Here is a 19203-nt window from a genome sequence, read left to right as displayed (position 1 = left end):
GACACAACCCATGATCCACTGGCCCCGAGTTCGACAGCTCCGTGACGAGGTTGGCGCTGATGAGTTCGATGAGGTTATCGAGATCTTTCTGGACGAGGTGCAAGAGGTCATCGCCCGCGTGCATGCAGACACCGCGCGGCAGGATCTTGAACAAAACCTGCATTTCCTGAAAGGCAGCGCTCTGAGCCTTGGGTTCGAGGTGTTCTCCAAGCTCTGTCAGGATGGCGAAAGGCTAGCGGCACAAGGTGAGGCGGCAAAAGTCGGTCTGCCGGAAATCCTCGCCGCGTTTGCTGCCTCGAAATCAGTGTTTCAGGCCGAACTGAACGACAATCTGCCCTAAATAACAAACTGTGCCAGCGTCTCATCCTCGGTGATGTCGTTATAGGTGAACCCGGCCTCATCTAGGTGCGCAAAGAGGCGGGCGAAGTTCTCGGGCTTGCGGGTTTCGATCCCGATCAGTACCGAGCCGAAATTGCGCGCCGATTTCTTCATATATTCGAACCGGGCGATATCGTCTTCGGGGCCGAGGATGCCCAGGAACTCTTTCAACGCGCCGGGACGCTGTGGCAGACGCAGGATGAAGTATTTCTTGACCCCAGAATAGCGCTGCGCACGCTCTTTGACTTCGGGCAGACGCTCAAAATCGAAGTTGCCGCCAGAGGTTACGCAGACAACCGTTTTGCCGCGGATGAAGCTCTGCACATCAGCAACCGCCTCAATCGCCAATGCGCCAGCGGGTTCCAGCACGATGCCTTCCACGTTCAGCATCTCGATCATTGTGGCGCAGATGCGATCCTCAGACAGGACCAGAACGTCCGACAGGTGACGGTCTTTCAAAAGCTCAAAGGGCTTTGCCCCGATCTTGCCGACCGCCGCGCCATCGACGAAATTGTCCACGTGATCCAAGGCAACCGGATGTCCCGCGGCCATTGCCGCGTGCAGACAGGCCCCACCTTTGGGTTCGACAAACAAACAGTGGGTCCGATCGCCGAACCAGGTTGCAACGCCGGACGACATGCCACCCCCGCCGACCGGCAAGATGACATGATCAGGCACACGGCCCAGCTGTTCCTCGATCTCGACAGCTAGCGAGGCCTGCCCCTCGATTACATCCTCATCATCGAACGGCGACAAGAAATGCCCGCCTTCTTTTGCGCACCACGCTTGTGCTGCGGCAAGCGTATCGTCGAAATAGTCGCCGCTGAGGTGAACATCGATATTGTCGCCGCCGAAGATACGGGTCTTCTGGATCTTCTGCTGAGGCGTGGTGACCGGCATGAAGATCACCCCCTTCACATCCAGATGCTTGCACATGAAGGCCACGCCCTGCGCGTGGTTGCCGGCGCTGGCACAGACGAACAGATCCTGCCCCTGCTGCTTGCGCATGGCATTGAAGGCGCCTCGGATCTTGTAGGAGCGTACCGGGCTGAGGTCCTCTCGCTTGAGCCAGATATCAGCACTGTAGCGGTCAGACAGATGGGCATTCCGCTGCAAAGGCGTTGCCGGAAACACAGAGCGCATCGCCTGTTCGGCAGCGCGGGCACGGGTCATGAAATCGCTCATGCCGGTTTCAGTGGCTTATCCTAAGCAAAAGGGCAAGGAATACATGTGTGTACGAATTACGACAGCGCGCGTTTTTCGATGAAGACGCCATAGAACGTTGTCAGGATGCTGACGTTGATCAGTGGCACGATCAGCATGCTGGCGAAAACCACCACCAATGCTCCAATCACCGGGATGATCAGAAGTATCGCGAACAGAAGCTGAAGCCCCATCTGGAACAACACCAGCAACACAACCAGTGCCACTATGGTTCCGTTCGCTCCGTCAGTTGCCCGCCACGCGTCAGTCAGTTTCAGCGGTTCACCTATTGCTGCGGCAGGCATGATCGGAGACACCCTGTAAAAGGCCACGGAAAGACCCACAACAACCAGAAGCCACGCCAATATGCCCATCGCGGCCGAGGCCTGCGTCAAAAATCCGATGACGAGCATCGTCGGGATCAGGACGATCACGCCCAGCAAGGCCAGCATCACCATCCGCCCAATGTAAGCGAGCATTCGATCCGATCTGAACGCGGGCAGAAAACCGGCAGGGTATTCTTCGAGCAGGACAAAGCGATGCCAGGACACGACAATCCAAACCATGATCGCAAATAGGGATGCCAGCACGCAGAACAAGAAAGCTGTGACCGCTCCCGGCGATGCAGCATCCGGCAGACCGTTTGGCTCGGTCGAGATATCTTCGAACGAAATACCAAACAGTAGGCTGAATGCGATGATGACCAGACCGCCGATCAGCGCAGGGATCAGCGTGATCTGAATCGCCTGTTTCAGGTTCCGCAAAACCATCTTGATCGAATGCATGAAAATCTCGAACGCCAACATGTGGAAATGCCCTTGCTCAACCATCTCTTGTTCTTTGTCAGGCCGTTTCACCCCAATTCCCAGCCTGCGTCAATCCACACAGCTTGCCCCCGCCCACAAAACCCGTTAGGGGCCAATCGTCTTGCGAATAAGGGGAAGTCAGATGTCCGCGCCTAAGAAAGTTGTTCTGGCCTATTCCGGTGGCCTTGATACCTCGATCATTCTGAAATGGTTGCAGACCGAGTATGGCTGTGAGGTCGTCACCTTCACCGCTGATCTGGGTCAGGGTGAGGAACTGGAACCCGCCCGCCAAAAGGCTGAGATGCTGGGGATCAAACCTGAAAACATCTATATCGAGGACATCCGCGAAGAGTTCGTGCGCGACTTCGTTTTCCCGATGTTCCGTGCAAATGCGCAGTATGAAGGTCTGTACCTGCTGGGCACCTCGATCGCGCGGCCTCTGATCTCGAAACGTCTGGTTGAGATCGCTCAGGAAACCGGTGCCGATGCCGTAGCACATGGCGCAACCGGCAAGGGCAACGATCAGGTTCGCTTTGAATTGGCCGCCTACGCACTGAACCCCGAAATCAAGGTCATCGCCCCGTGGCGCGAGTGGGATTTGACCAGCCGTACTCGACTGATCGAATGGGCCGAAGCGCATCAGATCCCGATCGCCAAGGACAAGCGCGGCGAGGCACCCTTCTCGGTCGATGCCAACCTGCTGCACACCTCCTCCGAGGGCAAGGTTCTGGAAGACCCCGCCGATATGGCGCCCGACTACGTCTACCAGCGCACCGTCCACCCTGAGGACGCGCCGAACGAGCCCGAATTCATCGAGATCGGTTTTGAGAAAGGCGACGCAGTCAGCATCAATGGCGAGGCGATGAGCCCGGCCACCATCCTGACCAAGCTGAACGAGTATGGCGGCAAGCACGGCATCGGTCGTCTGGACTTGGTCGAAGGCCGTTTTGTTGGCATGAAGTCGCGCGGTATCTACGAAACTCCGGGCGGCACCATCCTACTGGAAGCACACCGTGGGATCGAATCCATCACCATGGACCGTGGCGCGATGCACCTGAAAGACCAGCTGATGCCGCAATATGCCGAGCTGATCTATAACGGCTTCTGGTACTCGCCCGAACGCGAAATGCTGCAGGCCGCCATCGACAAAAGCCAAGAGCACGTCACCGGCACCGTGCGCGTGAAACTGTATAAAGGTCTGGCCTCGACCGTTGGCCGCTGGTCCGATCATTCGCTGTATTCCGAGGCACATGTGACCTTCGAGGAAGACGCCGGTGCCTATGATCAAACCGACGCCGCAGGCTTTATCCAGCTGAACGCGTTGCGTTTGAAACTGTTGGCGGCACGCGACAAACGTCTGTCTAAGTAACCTGGCAAACAGTTTAGAACTCAAAACCCCGGCAATCACACGGTTGCCGGGGTTTTCTTTTGCTCAACGGACCCAGCGTCATGCTTGCCGGATGTGGGGCCATGTCTTTACGCATACGTCAAGTTTGAAAGGACAGACCATGCTGCAAGAGATCGCCGACGGAATTCAAAAAGGGCTGAATGGCAAATGCTTTGACGGATCGCTCAAGTTCGATTGCGGCGATGCGGGCGTGATCGTGCTGGCTGACAATCAGGCTACCACGCAGGATCAGGATACCGATTGCACCATCCGCATCTCGCAGGACAACCTGACCAAGCTGCTCACCGGCAAGCTGAACCCGATGACCGGTGTTGCTATGGGTAAGCTCAAAATCTCGGGCAATATGGGTGTGGCGATGAAGCTGGGGCAGCTGCTGGGTTAGTCGCCTTCCGAGAACACATCAAACGCCTTCAGCGCCTTTGCGCTGTAGGCAAAAGACGGGCCTCCGCCCATATAGGTCGCCATTGAGAGCGCCTCGCACAGTTCCTCGCGAGTGGCGCCAAGACGCACCAGTGATTTCACGTGAAACCCGATGCAGCTGTCGCAACGTGTGGCGATGGCAATGCCCAGCGCGATGAACTCTTTGGTTTTTTCGCTCAGGGCACCGTCGGTTTTGGCCGCCTTGCCCATCATCCCGAAACCGCGCACCGTTTCGAGGACCTCTTTCGAGAGGGTGCCGATATTGGCCTCGGTCTCGGCCATGAAGTCTTTCCAGTCCATACTGTGCCTCCTTATCCGCGTTCGACCGCGCCCATGCGACGTTCCAGCCAGCGTACCCCGGCGCTGATGATCAGAACCAGGATCAGGTATTCAAATATCAGCAAGGTGTAGATTTCCAGCGGGCGGTATTCCGTCACCACCAGCTCATTCGCGCGGCGGGTCAGTTCCTGCATGCCGATGACACTGGCAAAGGCGCTCATCTTGACGATGTAGATGAACTGGTTGGCCAAGGGCGGCAGGATACGTCGGATCGCTTGCGGCAGAATCACGTAGCGCATCGTTTGCACGTAGTTCAGCCCGATGGTCTGGGCCGCCTCGCGCTGGCCGCGTGCGATGGATTGGATGCCGGCGCGGTAGATCTCGGCAGTAAAGGCACTGTCGGAAATCGCCAGGGTGATGATCGCGCCCCAGAATGGGTCAATCGGGATGTTCAGGCCCATCGACTGGAATACGATCGGCAGGCCATAGAACACCCAAAACAGCATGGGCAGCAGTGGAATTGCGCGAATGAACTCGACATAGACCCTGTTCAGCAGCCGCCAGCCGCGTTTCTCGGACAATCCGGGCAAGGCAACCAACAGGCCAATCACAATCGACAGCGCCGCCGCGATCAGAGAGATCAGGATCGTCGCGCCCATGCCTGAGATCAGGAATTTCACATTGGTCCAGCCCGAGTCAGTTCGCGGGTCGATAACATACCAGCCCCATGTCTGGGATGAGGAACAGCCTGCCAGCAGCAGAAGCGGTATGAGGAGAAGTGCTTTTTTCATCATACCCACTCAGTGCTGCAATATCTGGCTGAGGAACTTGCGGCACCGCTCCGAGGTTGGATTGGTGAAGAAATGCTCGGGCCTGCCCTGCTCCACGATCTCGCCCTCATCCATGAATATCATCTTGTCCGCGACCTTGCGGGCAAACCCCATTTCATGAGTGACCACGACCATGGTCATGCCTTCATGCGCCAGCTCAACCATAACGTCCAGCACCTCGGCGATCATTTCTGGATCGAGGGCCGAAGTCGGCTCATCAAACAAAAGAACTTTCGGCTCCATGCAAAGGGATCGGGCAATGGCGACGCGTTGTTGCTGACCGCCGGACAGTTGGATGGGGCGTTTGTCGGCCTGATCGGGGATGTGAACACGCTCAAGATAATGGCGCGCGCGCTCTTCGGCCTGCGCTCGGCTCAGGCCCCTCGCCTTGATGGGGCCAAGTGTCAAGTTGTCTAGAACGCTCAGATGCGGGAACAGGTTGAACTGCTGAAACACCATGCCGACCTCGGACCGGATCGTGGCTGCGGATCTGGCGTCATCCTTCAGCTCGACGCCGTCAATGCGGATGGTGCCTTTCTGGTGTTTCTCTAGCTGGTTGATACAGCGCACGACCGTGGATTTGCCCGAGCCAGATGGCCCGCAGATCACAACCTTTTCACCACTATTGACCGTAAGGTTGATATTCTTGAGGACATGGAACGTATCGAACCACTTGTTCACATCGACAAGCTCGATGGCGGGGTCTGGCATTGGTCGATCTGTCCCTAGTTTGCGCGGGTGGATTGATTTATTGGGCCTGCGCCCCCTATCCCGCTTAAAACAACGAACTATATATGGCAGCAAGTCCCAGCTGCCACCAACAGGAGAATTAAATGAACACAATCTGGAGAGCAGCCGCAGCCGCTGCGCTTGGTCTGGTCTTGTCAGGCGCAGCCCAGGCGCAATCGGCACTGAACGAAATCCTGGATTCCGGTGTGTTGAAGGTCGGCACGACCGGTGATTGGAACCCGATGTCCCTGCGGGATCCGGCCACGAACAGCTACAAAGGCTATGACATCGACATCATGAACGAACTCGCCGCCGATTTGGGGGTTGAGGTCGAATACGTCCCGACCGATTGGAAAACTCTAGTGAATGGCGTTGTGGCGAAGAAATACCACCTGACTGGCTCGGCCTCGATCTCGCCGCCGCGCATGAAGGTCGCCGGATTCTCGGACAGTTATATCTCGGTTGAGCTGTTCCCTTACACGACCAAGGACAAGGCCGACAAATTCGACGGGTACGAGTCGATCAACCAGCCGGGTGTGACGGTCGCAACAACGCTGGGCACCACCTTTGAAAAGCGCGTCCGCGAGTGGTTCCCGAATGCCGAGATCAAAGTTGTCGAAGCCCCCGCACGTGGTTTTCAAGAGGTGATCGCCGGACGGGCCGATGTGTTCATCACATCGAACATCGAAGGCTCCACCCTGGAAGAGAAGTTCCCGATCGAGCGTGTGAAGAACGCCGGACCACGTTCCCCTTCACCCATCGCAATGATCCTGCCGCAGGACGATCAGGTCTGGATCAACTATGTGAACAACTGGATCGAGGTGAAGAAAGCCCAGGGCTTCTTTGAGGAAAACCAAAAGAAATGGGGTCTGTGATCCTGCCAACGCCCGGCCCCACGGCCGGGCGTTTTCTTGCCGGTCGCGGGGGTAAGTGGGTAAACAGGTCGGTCAATAAACTCAGGTCACCAGCGCGTGACATTCCATGTCAGGTAATTGCAACTTGTTAGAACACCGGTCACCTTGAGTCTCGGAAGGAGACATACCATGACCCGGACTGCATATCTCGACTACCTCAAACCTGCCCTGTTGTTCACCTTGATTGCACTGGCCGCAACCTTGCGCGCCGTTCCGGCCCCGGCTGCAGGGACCGAGACCCTGACGGTTGCCGGCGGATGCTTCTGGTGTGTTGAATCCGATTTCGAATCCGTACCCGGCGTCATAGGCGCTGTGTCCGGGTTCACGGGTGGTTCTGTCTCGAACCCGACATATGATCAGGTGACCAAAGGCGGCACGGGCCACTACGAGGCGGTTCAGATCACGTTTGATCCCGCGCGCGTCTCACGTGAAACGCTTCTGAACATGTTCTTCCGCTCGGTCGACCCCACAGATGCAGGCGGTCAGTTTTGCGACCGTGGAGAGAGCTACCGAACGGCAATTTTCGTGTCTAACGCAGGGGAAAAAGCGCTTGCGCAACAGGCAAAGACCAACGCGCAACGAGCGCTTGGCCAAACGGTCGTAACCCCGATCCTGCAGGAGGGCGCGTTTTATCCGGCCGAGGCATACCATCAGGACTACTACAAAGGCGACAAGCTGGTGTTCACCCGCTTTGGCCCCAAACGCCAGAAGAACGCCTATAAAGCCTACCGCAATGCCTGCGGTCGGGATGCACGGGTGAAGCAGCTTTGGGGAAGTGACGCGCCCTTTGCCGGATCTTAATCCAACTGCGCGTCACGGACTTCCCTCAGATCCGGAATGACATCTGCAGTGCCGTGCCGCGTGACCATCAGGGCCGCGGCGCGGTTCGCTTGTAGAATGGCCTGCTCCATCGGCATGCCACGGTCCATCCCGGCCAGAACGTAGCCGGTAAACGTATCCCCTGCGCCCGTTGTATCCACCGCCTGCACCTTATGCGCGGCGAAATCCACGGGATCACAACCCTGCTGCAGATACCGCGCGCCCCTCGACCCAAGCGTAACGATCACATGGCGCACCGGCAGTTCCGCTGCATCCAACCCGGTTTCCTGCCGCAATTGCTCGGCCTCGACCTCGTTGAGGATCAGGAAATCCAGATAAGGCAGAACCTCTTGCACCGATTGCGCCTGAAACGGCGCGGCGGCGTAGCAAACGGTCAGGCCAAGCTCATGCCCCAGACGGGCCGCTTCGACCTGAGCGTTGGTTTCGTTCTGCAAAACCAGAATATCTCCGGTATTGGCCGAGGCCAGCGCCTTCCCGATCTGCGCGCTGTCCAACGCGTGGTTAGCGCCGGGGTAGAGGATGATAAGGTTCTCGCCCTGCGCGTCCACAGCAATGATCGCGTGACCGGTCGGCACATCCACCTCAGCGATGAACCGCGTGTCGACGCCATATTCCGTCAGCCGATCCTTGGCCCAGCGCCCATCCGGACCGACAGCACCGATATGGCTGACCCGGGATCCCGCGCGCGATCCGGCAACGGACATATTGGCCCCTTTGCCGCCCAGAAAACGCTCAAGACCGTCTGCCGCCAAGGTCTCACCCGCCGCAGGCAGGTGCGGCAGGCCGTAAACCATGTCGGCATTGATCGAGCCCAGGTTCCAGATCGTCATGACTTGCCAATATCGCAGGAGGCCAGAATGGCCATGTTCAGGATATCATTGGCCGTCGACACGGTCGAGCAGATCTGAATCGGCTTGTCGACGCCAGACAGGATCGGGCCGATCACTGTGGCTCCGCCCATTTCCTGCATCAGTTTGGTCGAGATCGAGGCCGAGTGCCGTGCGGGCACGATCAGGATATTGGCCGGGCCGGTCAGGCGCTGGAACGGGTATCCGACCTGCTGATCCACGTTCAGGGCAACATCGACGGTCATCTCGCCTTCGTATTCGAAATCTACGCCACGCTGGTCCAGAACCGCTGGCGCACGGTGCATCTTTTCGGCCCGCTCTGAAACCGGGTAGCCAAAGGTCGAGAAGCTGACAAAAGCCACGCGAGGTTCAAGTCCCATATGGCGGGCCACGTCGGCCGAGCGTTCAGCGATATTGGCCAAGTCGTTTTCATCCGGCCATTCATGCACCAGAGTATCACCAATCAGAACAATGCGCCCCTTGTGCAGCAACGCCGTCACGCCAGCTGCGCCATGAGCAGCGTCCGCGTCGAAGACATGGTTGATCCGGTCCAGCACGTGGGCCGATTTGCGTGTCGCCCCCGTCACAAGGCCGTCGCCATGCCCATGCGCCAGCATCAGGGATGAGAACACATGCCGGTCCCGGGCCGCCAAACGGTGGATATCCTTGGGGTCAAAACCTTTGCGTTGCAAACGGTTATACAGGAAATTCGAATAGGTCTCGAGATGCGAGGTGTTGGCGGCGTTCACCACCTCAAGCTCGCGCACGGCGTCGCCCAGACCAGCCTCTTCCAGCTTGGTTTTCACATCATCTGGACGGCCCACGACCAGCGCCTTGCCAAAGCCCGAGCGTTGATAGGTCACGGCAGCGCGCAACACGCGCGGATCGTCACCCTCGGCAAATATCATGCGGCTTTGCGCCTGACGGGCACGGGCGTTCAGGCCGCGCAGGATGCTGGCGGTCGGGTCCATGCGGGACTTGAGGCTCAGTTCATAAGCCTCCATGTCGATGATCGGACGGCGGGCCGCTCCGGTATCCATCCCAGCCTTTGCGACCGCCGGAGGGATACGGTGGATCAGACGTGGGTCAAACGGCGTTGGGATGATATAGTCGCGACCAAAGGTCAGCGATTTGCCATAGGCCATGGCGACCTCATCCGGCACATCCTCACGCGCCAGACGGGCCAGAGCATGGGCACAAGCGATCTTCATCTCGTCATTGATGGCGCGCGCGTGAATATCCAGCGCACCGCGGAACAGGTAGGGGAAGCCCAGAACGTTGTTCACCTGGTTCGGATAGTCGCTGCGGCCTGTGGCAACAATCGCATCAACGCGAACCTCATGCGCCTCTTCCGGCGTGATCTCAGGATCCGGGTTCGCCATAGCGAAAATCACCGGATTATCGGCCATGCTGGCAACCATATCCTGCGTCACGGCACCCTTGACCGAAACGCCCAGGAAAACGTCTGCGCCTTTCATGGCGTCTTCGAGGCTGCGTAGATCCGTGGTGATCGCATGAGCCGACTTCCACTGGTTCATCCCCTCGGTCCGGCCCTGGTAGATCACGCCTTTGGTGTCACAGACAATGCAGTTCTCATGCCGCGCACCCATCGACTTGAGCAGCTCGATACAAGCAATCCCCGCAGCACCCGCGCCGTTCAGAACAATCTTAACGTCTTCTATCTTTTTGCCCGAAATATGCAGCGCATTCAGCAGACCCGCCGCACAAATCACCGCCGTGCCGTGCTGGTCGTCATGGAAGACCGGAATATCCATCTCTTCCTTGAGGCGCTGTTCGATGATGAAACATTCAGGCGCTTTGATGTCTTCGAGGTTGATGCCACCAAAGGTCGGCCCCATTAGACGCACCGCGCGGCAGAACTCATCCGGGTCTTCGGTGTCCAACTCGATATCGATCGAGTTCACATCGGCGAACCGTTTGAACAGTACGGATTTCCCTTCCATCACAGGTTTCGAGCCGAGCGCGCCAAGATTGCCAAGACCCAGCACGGCGGTCCCGTTCGAGATCACAGCAACCAGATTGCCCTTGTTGGTATAGTCATAAGCGGTCTCGGGCGCTTCGGCGATTGCTTCACATGGAACAGCAACGCCGGGGCTATAGGCCAGCGAAAGATCGCGCTGTGTGGTCATGGGAACGGTGGCCTGCACCTCCCACTTGCCTGGGGTCGGGTCAAGGTGAAAGGCCAACGCCTCTTCTTTGGTGATCTTCGCTTTGGGCATCTTAAATGTCGTTTCCATGACTTCGGGGCTGATGCGTCATAGCGCAGCCACGCGCGGGCCTCAACGAGAATGAGTTTTCGGCTTTTACAGAAGATGGGGGATTTGTAAGGTCACGTCCGGAACACGCCAGAAGGGGGCCGCTTTTGTCCACAGTCACGCCGATGATGGCGCAGTATCTCGAGATCAAGGAGGCCCATGCCGACGCCCTGCTGTTCTACCGCATGGGCGATTTCTACGAGATGTTTTTTGAGGACGCCGTCAACGCCGCCGAAGCGCTGGACATCGCTCTGACCAAGCGCGGCAAACACAATGGCGACGATATCCCGATGTGCGGTGTCCCGGTTCACGCGGCTGAGGGCTATTTGCTGACCCTCATCCGCAAAGGGTTTCGCGTGGCCGTTTGCGAACAGATGGAAAGCCCGGCTGAAGCGAAGAAAAGAGGCTCTAAATCGGTGGTAAAGCGCGATGTCGTGCGACTGGTGACGCCCGGCACGCTGACCGAAGACGTCCTGCTGGAAGCCCGCCGCCACAACTTTCTGGCCACTTATGCCGAGGTCCGGGATGAGGCCGCACTCGCCTGGGCCGATATCTCGACTGGGGCGTTTCACGTGATGCCTTTGACCTCCGTTCGCCTCAGCCCCGAGCTAGCTCGACTCGCCCCATCCGAGCTGATCGTCGCCGACGGGATGGAGCAGTCGCTGAACGAAACCGTCCGCGACCTTGGGATTTCTCTGACGCCTGTCGGGCGAGCCAGTTTCGACAGTACCGCGGCGGAAAAACGCATCTGCGGGCTGTTTCACGTGGGCGCGCTGGAGGCGTTCGGGTCTTTTGGCCGGGCAGAGATTTCCGCCATGGGCGCCCTGATCGACTATCTTGAGATCACGCAGAAGGGCAAACTGCCCCTCCTGCAAACGCCCTTGAAGGAATCCGAAGACCGCGTGGTACAGATCGACGCCGCCACGCGCCGCAATCTGGAGCTGACCCGGTCTCTGTCGGGCGGTCGTGTCGGATCGTTGTTGTCGGTGGTCGACCGCACCGTCACACCCGGCGGGGCACGATTGCTGGAACAGCGCCTCTCAAGCCCGTCTCGCAATCTGGATGTGATCCACTCCCGTCTCGACGCCGTCAGCTTTGCCGCCGAAGACAGCCTGATCGTCTCGGACCTGCGCGAGGCCCTGCGCAAAACCCCCGATCTGGACCGCGCCCTGTCTCGCCTGTCGCTTGAACGTGGCGGGCCTCGCGATCTGGCCGCCATCCGCAACGGCCTGACCCAAGCCGCTGCAATTGCGGGCATTTGCGAAGGGCAGAATCTTCCGGTCCTGCTGGGAACTGCCTTGCAAAACCTTGTTGGCTTCGACGACCTCCTGAGCCTGCTAGATGAGGCTTTGGTGGCCGAACCGCCCCTGCTGGCCCGCGACGGAGGTTTCATCGCTCCCAGTTTTGACCCCGAACTGGACGAAGCGCGCACCCTGCGCGACGAAGGCCGATCTGTCATTGCCGGGTTTCAGCAGAAATATGCGGAACACACCGGCATCACCTCGCTGAAGATCAAGCACAACAATGTCCTGGGCTATTTCATCGAAACAACGGCCACCCATGCCGAGAAGATGTTGAACCCGCCATTCTCCGAGACCTATATCCATCGCCAAACCACCGCCAATCAGGTGCGGTTTACCACCGTCGAACTCTCGGAAATCGAAACCCGTATCCTGAATGCTGGAAATCTGGCTTTGGAGGTCGAAAAGCGGCTCTATAAAAGGCTTTCTGACGAAACTCTGACCCTTGCCGCCCGACTGAACCAAGCCGCCCGAGGACTGGCCGAGCTGGATCTGACCACAGCCCTTGCCGACCTTGCGCGTGGTGAGAACTGGTGCCGCCCACAAGTCGACACTTCGCGCGCCTTTGAGGTTCAGGGAGGACGCCACCCGGTGGTCGAACACGCGCTGCGCCAGCAAAGCGGCGATGCCTTCGTCGCAAATGACTGCGATCTCAGTGCCGAAGACGGAGCCGCCATTTGGTTGTTGACCGGTCCCAACATGGCCGGTAAATCAACCTTCCTCCGCCAGAACGCTCTGATCGCCCTACTGGCCCAAATGGGCAGCTACGTCCCTGCGGAACAGGCCCATATCGGCCTTGTCAGCCAGCTTTTCAGCCGTGTCGGAGCATCAGACGATCTCGCCCGAGGCCGCTCGACCTTCATGGTCGAAATGGTCGAAACTGCCGCCATTCTGAACCAGGCCGATGACCGCGCACTCGTCATTCTGGACGAAATCGGCCGCGGGACCGCCACCTATGACGGCCTCTCCATCGCCTGGGCCACGCTGGAGCATCTGCACGCCGCCAACCAATGTCGTGCCTTGTTTGCCACGCACTACCACGAACTCACCGCGCTGGCCGGAAAGCTTAAAGGCGTCGAAAACGCCACCGTCGCCGTGAAGGAATGGGAAGGTGAGGTCATCTTTCTTCATGAAGTTCACAAAGGCGCCGCCGACCGATCCTATGGCGTGCAGGTCGCCCAACTGGCGGGTCTGCCCGCCTCAGTCGTTGAACGTGCCCGCATCGTGTTGGATCAACTGGAAAAAACCGAGCGTGAGGGCGGTAAACAAAAATCCCTGATCGACGACCTTCCGCTCTTCTCCGCCGCTCCACCACCGCCGCCGCCTGCGCCGAAAGCCTCACCAGTCGCAGACATGCTGAACGACATCCTGCCAGACGAGCTGACCCCCCGCGAAGCACTCGACTTGATCTACAAACTGAAAGAGGCGGCCAAATCCTGACCGCCCCTTCTTCTGTTCAAAAATACCTCCGCCGGAGGCTTGGCCTTGCAGAGGCCAATCAGCTCGCAGGTGTCGACGACACACCGACCTGCGCCGGGCGCAGCAAACGGTCGTGCAACATAAACCCTTCTGCAGAGACCTGAATGATGTCCCCTGCGCGGGTTCCAGGCACTGGCGCTTCAAACATCGCCTCATGCACATTCGGGTCGAACCGATCCCCAACCTCGGGCGTGATCACTTCGATCCCGTGCTTCTGAAATACGTCCTTAAGCGCGCGCATGGTCAGCTCAACACCTTCCAGCAACCCAGCAGCCACTTCTTTCTGCTCATCGGTCGCTGCTTCAAGCGCGCGCTTCATGTTGTCATAAACCGGCAACATGTCGCGGGCCAGTTTCGACCCACCATATTGCTCCGCGTCCCGGCGGGCCTTGTCGCCACGCTTGCGCGCGTTTTCCGCGTCAGCCAAAGCGCGCATGAACTTGTCTTTGTAGTCATCCCGCTCGGCGCGCAACTCATCCAGTTCCAGCGCCTCATCGCTGATCTCAGCGAACTCTTCGGCCAGTTCTTCCGCTTCGGCCGCCATGATGTCGTCCAGAAATTCTTCGTTCTTGGGCTCTGCCATCTCTTACCCTCTAGCTCCGGTCGGATATCAGCTTGCCGACCAGTTGCGCCGTATAATCCACGATCGGTACGATCCGTCCATAATTCAAACGTGTGGGCCCGATGACCCCAACCGCACCAATTATCTTACGATCAGCGTTCATATAAGGAGACACCACCAAAGAGGAACCCGAAAGTGAGAAAAGTTTGTTCTCGGAGCCAATAAAAATGCGCACACCCTCGCCTTCCTCGGTCAATTCAAGGAATTCGGCAATGTCGCGCTTGCGTTCAAGATCATCGAACAGGGTGCGAATGCGGTCCAACTCCTCGACCTCACCCGAATCCGCCAAAAGATTCGCCCGACCGCGCACGATTAGGCGGGCTGAGTCGCTTCCATCCCCGTCCCAGGCCGCAATCCCGCTTTCCACCATCTCGCGGGCCAAAACGTCGATCTCTTGCCGACGCGCATCAATCTGCGACAGCATTTGACGGCGCACTTCGCTGAGCGTTCGCCCCTCTATCAGCGCATTCAGGAAATTTGCGGCCTCTCGCATCGAACTGGGCGTCTGACCCGGTGGCGGCGTGAACAGCCGGTTTTCAACATGTCCATCCGAGAAAACCAGAACCACCAGCGCCCGGTCATGCGCCAATGAGACAAACTCGATATGCTTGATCTCGGCCTCGTGTTTTGGCGTCAGAACCAGCGACGCGCCATGTGTCACGTGTGACAAGGCCGAGCCCACGCGATCCAGCATTCCGCCAACATCACCTGCGTTAGAGCCTAAAGTCTCATCCAGCTTCTGCCGATCGTCGGCGCCAAGATCGCCGACCTCAAGCAAACCGTCCACAAACATCCGCAGCCCCTGCTGCGTCGGAATCCGCCCTGCAGACACGTGAGGGCTGTCCAGCAGACCCAGAAACTCAAGATCCTGCATCACATTGCGCACGGTCGCTGCGCTGACTTTTTCTGACAATGTCCGCGTCAGGGTGCGGCTTCCCACTGGCTCACCGCTTTCCAGATAGCTTTCGACGATCAGCCGAAACACCTCACGCGACCGGTCGTTCATCTCTGACAGAATTCTGCTGGCTTCGCTCATTCTCGGTCCCCTGCTGGACTGCCATTAAATCGCAGGTAAATGAAAGGTCAATCGGGGTTGCATCGTAATGCCGCAGGACGTTATCCCCAACCCAGCAAACAAAGGAATTCCCATGCGACCCTCAGGACGTGATCTAAACGAAATGCGCGCCGTTTCAATCGAGACGGGCTTCACCAAACATGCCGAAGGGTCTTGCCTGATCAAGATGGGCGACACCCACGTGCTGTGTACTGCCACGATCGAGGATCGCGTGCCGCCCTTCATCAAAGGTTCGGGCCTGGGTTGGGTCACTGCCGAATACGGTATGCTGCCCCGCGCAACCAACACCCGGATGCGGCGTGAGGCGGCCTCGGGCAAGCAAGGCGGTCGTACCGTAGAAATCCAGCGCTTGATTGGTCGCGCCCTGCGCGCCGGCGTCGACCGGGTTGCTTTGGGTGAGCGTCAGATCACCGTCGATTGCGATGTCATCCAGGCGGATGGCGGCACCCGCTGCGCCTCGATCACCGGTGGCTGGGTGGCGCTGCGGCTGGCCGTGAACAAGCTGATGAAGGCAGGCGACGTGATCTCAGACCCCTTGGTAGACCCTGTTGCAGCCGTTTCTTGCGGTATTTACGCCGGTCAGCCGGTTTTGGACCTCGACTACCCAGAAGACAGTGAGGCGGGCGTGGACGGCAACTTCATCATGACCGGCTCGGGTAAGCTGATCGAAGTACAGATGAGCGCCGAAGGCTCCGTTTTCAGCCGCGCGCAAATGGATCAACTGATGGACCTTGCCGAAAAAGGCGTAAGTGAACTGGCCGCCGCTCAAAAGGCAGCCGCCGCATGACCCGCAAGTTCGACGGGGACAGGCTGTTGGTCGCTACGCATAACAAAGGCAAGCTTGAGGAGATGGCACATCTCCTCACCCCCTTTGGCGTTACGGTGGTCGGCGCGGCTGAGATGAACCTGCCCGAACCGGACGAGACCGAGGATACCTTCGTTGGCAATGCCCGGATCAAGGCGCATGCTGCCGCCAAGGCCACTGGCCTGCCTGCCCTGTCGGACGATTCCGGGATCACCATCGACGCGCTGAATGGCGCGCCGGGCGTATACACGGCCGACTGGGCCGAAACCGGCGAGGGCCGCGATTTCATGATGGCCATGACCCGTGCCAACAACGAGTTGGAGGCCAAGAACGCTCCTCACCCGCGCACCGCGCAGTTCCGCTGCACATTGGTTCTGGCCTGGCCCGATGGTCATGACGAAGTGTTCGAGGGCATCGCGCCCGGTCATCTGACTTGGCCAATTCGTGGCAAGGATGGCTTCGGCTACGACCCGATGTTTGTCCCTGAAGGCCACGACATTACCTTTGCCGAGATGGATCGTTGGGAAAAGAACAAGATTAGCCATCGCGGCCGCGCGGTTGAGATGTTCGTGAAGGGCTGCTTTGGCGGATGATTGGCGCAATGGGGGCTTTGGCCTGTATGTGCATTGGCCCTTTTGCGAGGCCAAGTGCCCCTATTGCGATTTCAACAGCCATGTTTCTAAAAATATTAATCAAAAACAATGGCTTGAGGCCTATCTAGCCGAACTGCGCCGATCGGCCAGTGAAACGCCCGACAGGGTTCTCAATACGATCTTCTTTGGTGGTGGTACCCCGTCATTGATGAACCCCGACACCGTTGCAGCCGTCATTGACGAAGCCCGCAGCCTCTGGCGGCCCGCCAACGACATGGAGATATCGCTCGAGGCCAACCCCGGCTCGGTCGAGGCCGGGCGCTTTGGCGCCTATCGTGATGCTGGCGTCAATCGGATATCGATGGGTGTGCAGGCGCTGAACGATGAAGACCTCCGCCGCTTGGGTCGCATCCACACCGTCTCCGAAGCACGCGCCGCTTTCGATATCGCCCGCACCTGTTTTGACCGCGTCAGTTTTGATTTGATCTACGCACGCCAGCACCAAACCCTTGAAGCTTGGCAGGCAGAGTTGACCGAGGCCTTATCGATGGCCGTCGATCACCTGTCGCTCTATCAGTTGACGATCGAAGAAGGCACCGCATTCGGCGATCGCTATGCGGTCGGTAAATTGCGCGGTTTGCCCGAGGATGACCACGCCGCCGACATGTATCTGGCCACGCAAGAGATTTGCGAGGCGCACGGCCTGCCAGCCTATGAGGTCTCCAACCATGCCCGCCCCGGGGCCGAGTCGCAGCACAACCAGATCTATTGGCGCTATGGCGACTATGTTGGAATCGGGCCCGGCGCGCATGGTCGTGTCACTTTGAACGGACGTAAATTCGCGACGGAAACCCATTTGTCCCCAAATACCTGGCTAGATGCGGTCTCCCACGGATCCGGAGAAAGTGATCGAATCGAGGTTCTTCCGGTCGAACAGGCAGCTGAATACCTTATGATGTGTCTACGGTTGACTGAAGGCCTAGATATGGAGAGGTTCGGAACTCTCTCTGGGCACCCTCTCTCCAAAAACAAGCTCGACTCTCTGTCGGTCCTTGGCATGATCGAGATGTCAGACACGCAGCTGAAGGCAACCAAAGACGGGCGTGCCGTTCTGAACGCAGTGATCCGCGAGTTGTTGGAGTAGCCGATGCAATATCTTTGGGCCGGTCTTGGTTTGCTCTGCGTCGCACTCGCCATGGTCGGTGTGGTCTTGCCCCTGCTCCCAACCGTTCCCTTTCTACTGCTGGCCGCGTTTTTCTTTGCCCGTTCGTCCTCCCGACTGCACAACTGGCTTCTGACCCACCAGGTCTTTGGTCCGATGATTATTGATTGGCAGAGATCCGGCGCGATCCGTCCGAGCGCAAAAAAGGCGGCCACCGTTTCGGTCGCCGCGGTATTTGGCATCTCGGTTCTGCTGTCTTTACCTTCCTACGTCCTGATTATTCAGGCCGTGGTTCTGAGCGGCGTCATGATCTTTATCTGGACCCGCCCTAGCGGTTGAGTTTGGCGCAAAGATCGTCCAACTGATCCAGGTTCTCATAGGTCAAAACAACCTGACCCGTTTCTGTCCCGGCCTTATGGTTGATTGCAACCTTCATAGCCAAAATGGCTGAAAGGTCTTTCTCCAACGCGCGGGTATCTGCATCTTTGCCTGCATTCAGATCCCGAGACTTCGGAACGGGACGATCACCTGAGCCCTGCTGTTGCTTTTTCACCAGGGCTTCTGTCGCCCGTACCGAAAGCCCGTCTTTCACGACTTGTTTGGCCAGTTCCGATGGATTCTCGGCCGTGATCAAAGCCCTTGCGTGGCCCGCGGACAATTTCCCTTCTATCACAAGGGCTTGCACATCCATCGGCAGAGATAAAAGCCGCAAGAGGTTAGCGATATGGCTGCGACTTTTACCCAAAGCCTCGGCCAGTTTCTCCTGCGTGTGGCCGAAACGATCCATGAGCTGCTTGTAACCAGCCGCTTCTTCGACGGAATTCAGGTCCGCCCGCTGGATGTTCTCGATAATCGCGACTTCCAGAACCTCGGTATCATCAAAATCGCGAACAATGACTGGAATATCATGCAGTTGCGCCATTTGCGCGGCGCGCCAACGGCGTTCCCCCGCAACGATTTCATACTCTCCGGCACCGATCGACCGCACGATCAATGGTTGGATGATTCCCTTTTCCTTGACCGAGGATGCCAATTCATCCAACTGCTCCGGCTGGAAAGTCCGGCGCGGCTGGTTCGGGTTTGCCTTCAGCTTTTCGATTGGAACAGTCATATCCGGCCGACGCGGCTCAGCCGGTGAGCGTCCATCGGTTTCCTGCGTGACATCCGCCATAAGGGCCGAAAGACCGCGGCCAAGACCCCTGGGTTTCGCTTTTTTGGCGCTCATGTCGCCCTCC

General features: G+C 58.3%; 20 protein-coding genes. 10 read left to right on the top strand and 10 right to left on the bottom strand.

The genetic code is table 11. The annotated features are described in order from the left end of the window. Positions 1–10: 10 nt before the first annotated feature. On the top strand, positions 11–340 hold the full coding sequence (locus ACP15L_RS10240) for an Hpt domain-containing protein (RefSeq protein ID WP_425084078.1): 330 nt from the start codon (positions 11–13) through the stop codon (positions 338–340). Here the strand turns inward: ACP15L_RS10240 and ilvA are convergent. Both ilvA and ACP15L_RS10230 read right to left on the bottom strand, forming a co-directional pair. Continuing rightward, complete coding sequence (ilvA, locus tag ACP15L_RS10235) at positions 337–1563, bottom strand: threonine ammonia-lyase IlvA (RefSeq protein WP_425084077.1); 1227 nt, start codon at positions 1561–1563, stop codon at positions 337–339. The two genes, ACP15L_RS10240 and ilvA, sit on opposite strands and share 4 nt — an antisense overlap. A 56-nt stretch (positions 1564–1619) precedes the next feature. After that, positions 1620–2438, bottom strand: coding sequence for a hypothetical protein (locus ACP15L_RS10230; RefSeq protein WP_425084076.1), 819 nt, complete (start codon positions 2436–2438; stop codon positions 1620–1622). Between the two features lie 91 nt (positions 2439–2529). Here ACP15L_RS10230 and ACP15L_RS10225 point away from each other — a divergent pair, with 91 nt between their 5' ends. Continuing rightward, entirely contained in the window at positions 2530–3756 is a 1227-nt protein-coding gene (locus ACP15L_RS10225; protein ID WP_170470725.1) for an argininosuccinate synthase, read from the top strand. 139 nt (positions 3757–3895) lie between these two features. Then, the gene (locus ACP15L_RS10220) at positions 3896–4177 is read left to right on the top strand and encodes an SCP2 sterol-binding domain-containing protein (protein ID WP_425084075.1); all 282 of its coding nucleotides are present in this window, start codon (positions 3896–3898) and stop codon (positions 4175–4177) included. On the opposite strand, the gene ACP15L_RS10215 is transcribed toward ACP15L_RS10220, so the two are convergent. The 3 genes from ACP15L_RS10215 to ACP15L_RS10205 are packed head-to-tail and all read right to left on the bottom strand — an operon-like array spanning position 4174 to position 6035. Next, the gene (locus tag ACP15L_RS10215; protein ID WP_425084074.1) at positions 4174–4515 is read right to left on the bottom strand and encodes a carboxymuconolactone decarboxylase family protein; all 342 of its coding nucleotides are present in this window, start codon (positions 4513–4515) and stop codon (positions 4174–4176) included. The two genes, ACP15L_RS10220 and ACP15L_RS10215, sit on opposite strands and share 4 nt — an antisense overlap. Positions 4516–4526: 11 nt before the next feature. After that, the gene (locus ACP15L_RS10210; protein WP_425084073.1) at positions 4527–5285 is read right to left on the bottom strand and encodes an amino acid ABC transporter permease; all 759 of its coding nucleotides are present in this window, start codon (positions 5283–5285) and stop codon (positions 4527–4529) included. Between the two features lie 9 nt (positions 5286–5294). Then, positions 5295–6035 carry an amino acid ABC transporter ATP-binding protein gene (locus ACP15L_RS10205; protein ID WP_425084072.1) on the bottom strand — a complete coding sequence of 247 codons (741 nt, stop codon included), beginning with the start codon at positions 6033–6035 and terminating at the stop codon, positions 5295–5297. A 122-nt stretch (positions 6036–6157) separates the two neighbouring features. Between ACP15L_RS10205 and ACP15L_RS10200 the strand changes: the two genes are divergently transcribed. Together ACP15L_RS10200 and msrA are read left to right on the top strand one after the other, a co-directional pair. Then, positions 6158–6928 (top strand): transporter substrate-binding domain-containing protein, encoded by a 771-nt coding sequence (locus tag ACP15L_RS10200; protein ID WP_170380216.1) that lies wholly within the window; start codon positions 6158–6160, stop codon positions 6926–6928. Between the two features lie 168 nt (positions 6929–7096). Then, on the top strand, positions 7097–7768 hold the full coding sequence (gene msrA, locus ACP15L_RS10195) for a peptide-methionine (S)-S-oxide reductase MsrA (RefSeq protein WP_170643425.1): 672 nt from the start codon (positions 7097–7099) through the stop codon (positions 7766–7768). On the opposite strand, the gene ACP15L_RS10190 is transcribed toward msrA, so the two are convergent. Further along, complete coding sequence (locus ACP15L_RS10190) at positions 7765–8637, bottom strand: ribokinase (RefSeq protein WP_425084071.1); 873 nt, start codon at positions 8635–8637, stop codon at positions 7765–7767. The genes msrA and ACP15L_RS10190 overlap by 4 nt on opposite strands. Further along, complete coding sequence (locus ACP15L_RS10185) at positions 8634–10895, bottom strand: NADP-dependent malic enzyme (protein WP_425084070.1); 2262 nt, start codon at positions 10893–10895, stop codon at positions 8634–8636. Before ACP15L_RS10185 ends, ACP15L_RS10190 begins: the two co-directional genes overlap by 4 nt. A gap of 161 nt (positions 10896–11056) precedes the next feature. Here ACP15L_RS10185 and mutS point away from each other — a divergent pair, with 161 nt between their 5' ends. Continuing rightward, complete coding sequence (gene mutS, locus ACP15L_RS10180; RefSeq protein WP_425084203.1) at positions 11057–13672, top strand: DNA mismatch repair protein MutS; 2616 nt, start codon at positions 11057–11059, stop codon at positions 13670–13672. A gap of 58 nt (positions 13673–13730) precedes the next feature. Here the strand turns inward: mutS and ACP15L_RS10175 are convergent, their stop codons facing one another. Both ACP15L_RS10175 and hrcA read right to left on the bottom strand, forming a co-directional pair. Beyond that, positions 13731–14294, bottom strand: a complete 564-nt coding sequence (locus ACP15L_RS10175; protein WP_170470713.1) for a nucleotide exchange factor GrpE — start codon at positions 14292–14294, stop codon at positions 13731–13733. Positions 14295–14304: 10 nt separating this feature from the next. Then, positions 14305–15369: a heat-inducible transcriptional repressor HrcA gene (gene hrcA / locus ACP15L_RS10170; protein ID WP_170550810.1), complete on the bottom strand. Its 1065-nt coding sequence runs from the start codon at positions 15367–15369 to the stop codon at positions 14305–14307. Between the two features lie 112 nt (positions 15370–15481). On the opposite strand from hrcA, the gene rph reads away from it, so the two are divergent. Genes rph through ACP15L_RS10150 form a run of 4 tightly spaced genes read left to right on the top strand, consistent with a single transcriptional unit; the run spans position 15482 to position 18307 of the window. Then, the gene (gene rph / locus ACP15L_RS10165; RefSeq protein ID WP_425084069.1) at positions 15482–16195 is read left to right on the top strand and encodes a ribonuclease PH; all 714 of its coding nucleotides are present in this window, start codon (positions 15482–15484) and stop codon (positions 16193–16195) included. Continuing rightward, positions 16192–16806, top strand: a complete 615-nt coding sequence (gene rdgB / locus ACP15L_RS10160) for an RdgB/HAM1 family non-canonical purine NTP pyrophosphatase (RefSeq protein WP_425084068.1) — start codon at positions 16192–16194, stop codon at positions 16804–16806. The genes rph and rdgB overlap by 4 nt, the downstream gene beginning before the upstream one ends. Then, positions 16796–17950: a radical SAM family heme chaperone HemW gene (gene hemW, locus ACP15L_RS10155; RefSeq protein ID WP_425084067.1), complete on the top strand. Its 1155-nt coding sequence runs from the start codon at positions 16796–16798 to the stop codon at positions 17948–17950. Before rdgB ends, hemW begins: the two co-directional genes overlap by 11 nt. 3 nt (positions 17951–17953) lie before the next feature. After that, entirely contained in the window at positions 17954–18307 is a 354-nt protein-coding gene (locus ACP15L_RS10150) for a YbaN family protein (RefSeq protein WP_425084066.1), read from the top strand. On the opposite strand, the gene ACP15L_RS10145 is transcribed toward ACP15L_RS10150, so the two are convergent. Beyond that, positions 18297–19193 carry a ParB/RepB/Spo0J family partition protein gene (locus ACP15L_RS10145; RefSeq protein ID WP_425084065.1) on the bottom strand — a complete coding sequence of 299 codons (897 nt, stop codon included), beginning with the start codon at positions 19191–19193 and terminating at the stop codon, positions 18297–18299. The two genes, ACP15L_RS10150 and ACP15L_RS10145, sit on opposite strands and share 11 nt — an antisense overlap. Between the last annotated feature and the right edge of the window lie 10 nt (positions 19194–19203).

Origin of the sequence: Ruegeria profundi, from assembly GCF_049800715.1 — a bacterium.
Lineage (GTDB): Bacteria > Pseudomonadota > Alphaproteobacteria > Rhodobacterales > Rhodobacteraceae > Ruegeria > Ruegeria profundi_A.
Note: the sequence above shows the minus strand (reverse complement) of the source record. Positions and strands in the feature narration are given on the sequence as shown.